The sequence below is a fragment of the uncultured Bifidobacterium sp. genome (assembly GCF_959020145.1).
Classification (GTDB): domain Bacteria; phylum Actinomycetota; class Actinomycetes; order Actinomycetales; family Bifidobacteriaceae; genus Bifidobacterium.
In genome coordinates, this window is sequence record NZ_CAUEQY010000073.1 from 1 (window position 1) to 3448 (window position 3448).

4 protein-coding genes are annotated in these 3448 nt (G+C 58.5%); all 4 read right to left on the bottom strand.

What is annotated here, in order from left to right; all coding sequences use genetic code 11:
• Positions 1–1233 (bottom strand): AarF/ABC1/UbiB kinase family protein (locus Q5H33_RS08225; protein WP_302423974.1); only part of this gene is annotated, 1233 nt, incomplete at its 3' end.
• A 202-nt stretch (positions 1234–1435) separates the two neighbouring features.
• Positions 1436–1684: a phasin family protein gene (locus tag Q5H33_RS08230; protein ID WP_022245671.1), complete on the bottom strand. Its 249-nt coding sequence runs from the start codon at positions 1682–1684 to the stop codon at positions 1436–1438.
• 157 nt (positions 1685–1841) lie between these two features.
• Complete coding sequence (locus tag Q5H33_RS08235; RefSeq protein ID WP_022245670.1) at positions 1842–2600, bottom strand: type 1 glutamine amidotransferase; 759 nt, start codon at positions 2598–2600, stop codon at positions 1842–1844.
• 65 nt (positions 2601–2665) lie between these two features.
• Positions 2666–3448 (bottom strand): Mur ligase family protein (locus tag Q5H33_RS08240; RefSeq protein ID WP_302423978.1); only part of this gene is annotated, 783 nt, incomplete at its 5' end.

Below are 3448 nucleotides of genomic sequence, written 5' to 3' on the forward strand. Positions count from 1 at the left end.
ATAATCCTCCGGATCGGCCTCGGCACCGGCGAAACGCAGCAGACCGTCGGCAAGCGCGGGCGAATCCTGTTTGGCGACCGCGAAAATCATGTCTTTCAAGACGGAACGGGTTTTGGCATTAAGCCGGCCCGTCATGCCTAGGTCGAGCAGCACGATCTGCCCGCCGCGCACCATGATGTTGCCCGGGTGCGGATCCGCGTGGAAGAAGCCTTCGTCAAGCACTTGCGTGGCGTAATTGTCGACCAGTTTGGTGCCGATTTCCTTCAGATCGTAGCCCGCTTCGATGAGCTCATCAGGATGCGAGACGGAAATGCCTTCGACGTAGTCCATGACCACCACGTGTTCGGTGCACAGGTCGGAGTATGGCTTCGGGCAGTCCATGTATTTGTAGTGTTCGCAGAATCGTTTGAATTCCGCCAGATTTCGCGCTTCGATCATGAAGTCGGTTTCGGCTTCGAAGGTGTCCCACAGTTCTTCGACCACGCCGGAGAGATCGACCACTTGGGCGCTGGGCATGGTTTTGGCGGCTATTCGTGCGATGGTGCGCATGATGGACACATCCTGTGCCATGGTTTCGCGCACGCCCGGGCGTTGCACTTTGACGGCCACATCTTCTCCGGTAGTGAGTTTCGCACGATGCACTTGCGCGAGGCTTGCCGATCCGAGCGGTGTGGCGTCGATATGGTCGAAGATTTCGCCTGCCGGGCGTCCGTATTCGTCTTCCAGCACTTGCAGGACGGTGCCGTACGGCATGGGGTCGGCGTCGGCGCGCAGTTTGGCGAGTTCGTCGCAGAACGATTGGGGCAGGATTTCGGATCGCATGGATAGGATCTGCCCGACTTTCACGAAAGTTGGGCCAAGCGCTTCGAACATGAGCCGCATTTTGACGGGGGTCAGGCCGTGCACAATGTCGAATTGGTTGACGATTTGCGCGATTTGCGCAAGTCGCTTCAGTTTGCCTCGACGAGTCAGGTGGTAGCGCTGCGAGAATGAGTCTTTACGCGAGCCGAACAGTCCGATGGTTTCGGATTGCGTAAAGGTTGCGTCGTTCTGCTTGCCTTGCGATTGCGGGATTCCCGTTTTTCCCGCGGATTTGGCTGCCGTTGCCGCAGCCGCGTCGGACGAGGGGTTCGCCGTCGGATTGATCACCGCGTTGACTCGGTCGGAAAGTGTGACCGGCTCCACGCTTTCGGGGCGGGCCGCATCCGGCTCGATCGGGGAATTCAAAGACATATCGCTGCTCGCAAACGTTGGTCGGATTACGATGAGTGGGATTCATGAGGAGACTTGCGTCCCGCGTATTTCATGCGATTCGCATGTTTCGCACGTTTCTTACGTTCCGCACACGGCCGTTCGCATGTTTCGCAAGTTCCGCATAACAAATCGCCGTCTGAACGTGATGCGACGAGCAGACGGCGATGTGAACGATTGAACGTTACTCGGCTTTGGCTTCAGGTTCGGCTTCCTTGGTTTCCTCTGCAGCCTTGGCTTCAGAGGATTCCTTGGCCTCCGCGACCTTGTGCTTGAGTTCGGCGTTGAGGGCCTTGCCCTGTTCGACGGTCAGCTCGCCCTTCTTGACGAGATCGTCAACGATTTCCTGGCTCTTCTCAACCGTGGTCGCCAAAGCGCCAACGCCGGCGAGGAAGACCTTACGCAGGCCGTCACCAAAATCAAAATCAGCCATGATTACCTCCTTAGGTGATGGTGGTACCCACTCTATCGCATTTTCTTCACAAATAACGTCAACGAAACTAGTCAATCGTTACAATTCTGCGGAAGACTCGCTGCCGTATGCTCACAGCGTACGAAAACGCGAAAACTACGAAACAGCGCGAAGACAATCAGCGCGGGCGTGACATGGCCACGCGACGCGCATTGCTGGCAATCGTGTTGATGCGATCAAGTTCCGCACGCTGCGCTTCCGTCTGCCCTGCAGCGGCCGGATCGAACGAACCATACCGGCGTTCTGCGGCGGTGCGGATCAGAAAATCGGCGATCGCGGGGTTTTTCGGCAGCAGCGAGCCGTGCATGTATGTGCCGATCACATTGTTGACGCGGGCGCCTTCCGTATGATCCTCGCCATTATTGCCGGTGCTATCCGCGTCGACGGTGCCGAGCGGCTGCACGCCTTCGCGCAGGAAGGTTTGGCCGGAATGGTTTTCGTAGCCGATGATGTCACCGAAATCGGCGGAATGCTCGGTCAGATTGCCGATCATGCGCACTTCCTGCCCGACCGTGTACGCGCCGATCACGCCGATGCCGTCGAGTCGGGAGCCATCCACCGTTTCGAAATATTCGCCGAACAGCTGGTACAGACCGCAAATCATGAGCATGGGGGTGCCGCCGGCGGCCAGCGATCGCAGCAGGTCGGCGCGTTTGAAGAAGTCGTCGATGATTTTCTTCTGGCCGGTGTCTTGGCCGCCGCCGCCCAGAATCATGTCGACGTGTTCGGGCCACGCGTCGCCCTGATTGTAGGCGTGCACGCGCGGCTCGTAGCCGTATAGGGCGAGACGGCGCTGGATGGTGAGCACGTTGCCGGAGTCGCCGTAAATGTTCATGTCTTTCGGATATAGCGACACGATGTCGATTACCTGGCTCATATCGTCTCCCTCATGCGGTTCATACGTTCTTCATGCGTTTTCATGCGTTGCGCGGATTCGCGCTGTTATTTGCCCACGCCAGCGTCGGCGACTTCGGCGATTTTGCCGAGCGCGGCTCGCGTTTTGAGCATTGCCGTGTATGTGCAGTAAATGTGCTTGGGGGTGCCCGGATTCGCGTTCACGAACGTTGAGACGGCCTCTTCAAGTTCCGTGTTGACGCTATTCACCGGCACCTGATCGTATTCGAGGCGCAACGCCATGTCCCAGGCACGCACGCCCGAAACCATGGCCACACCGGTGTCTCGCAGCGAGGAGAAGTCCACGTCCCACAGCCAGCTCATGTCACGCCCGTCGGCGTATTCGTCGTTGATGGCGATCATGGTGTCGCAGCCTTCAGGGGTGAAGGATGCGAGCGACAGACGGAATCCCATGGGGTTTTTGACGAGCAGCAGCTCCACCGGCGAGCCGTTCACGTCGATGACCTCGCCGCGTCCGAACGCCGGAGTGACTTCGGCTGCCGCGTCGATCATGGCTTGCGTGGTGGAATGCGCGAAGTCGATCATGCGCTGTGAGATTCCCACTTGTCGCAATAGTTCGTCGGTTACGTTCTGCTCGAACGGCAGGAACATTGCCTGCGCGTCGGCTACGACCGCTCGCACGACGGCCAGCGCGGCCGCCGCGTTGTACAGGTTGTACACGCCTTCCAGTCTCACACCGGTTTCGTACGTTTCACCGTCGATGCCGAAACTGGCACGATGGTCGCCCACGGCAAGCAAGGTCACGTCAGCTGGTAGCTGTTCCGCAATTGCCGCATCTTCCGATTTTTCTGCATTTTCCCCAGTTTTCGC

Bases quoted from the DNA above. Each gene is read 5' to 3' on its own strand.
- Q5H33_RS08230 (WP_022245671.1), bottom strand. From the start codon at position 1,684: ATGGCTGATTTTGATTTTGGTGACGGCCTGCGTAAGGTCTTCCTCGCC.
- Q5H33_RS08235 (WP_022245670.1), bottom strand. From the start codon at position 2,600: ATGAGCCAGGTAATCGACATCGTGTCGCTATATCCGAAAGACATGAAC.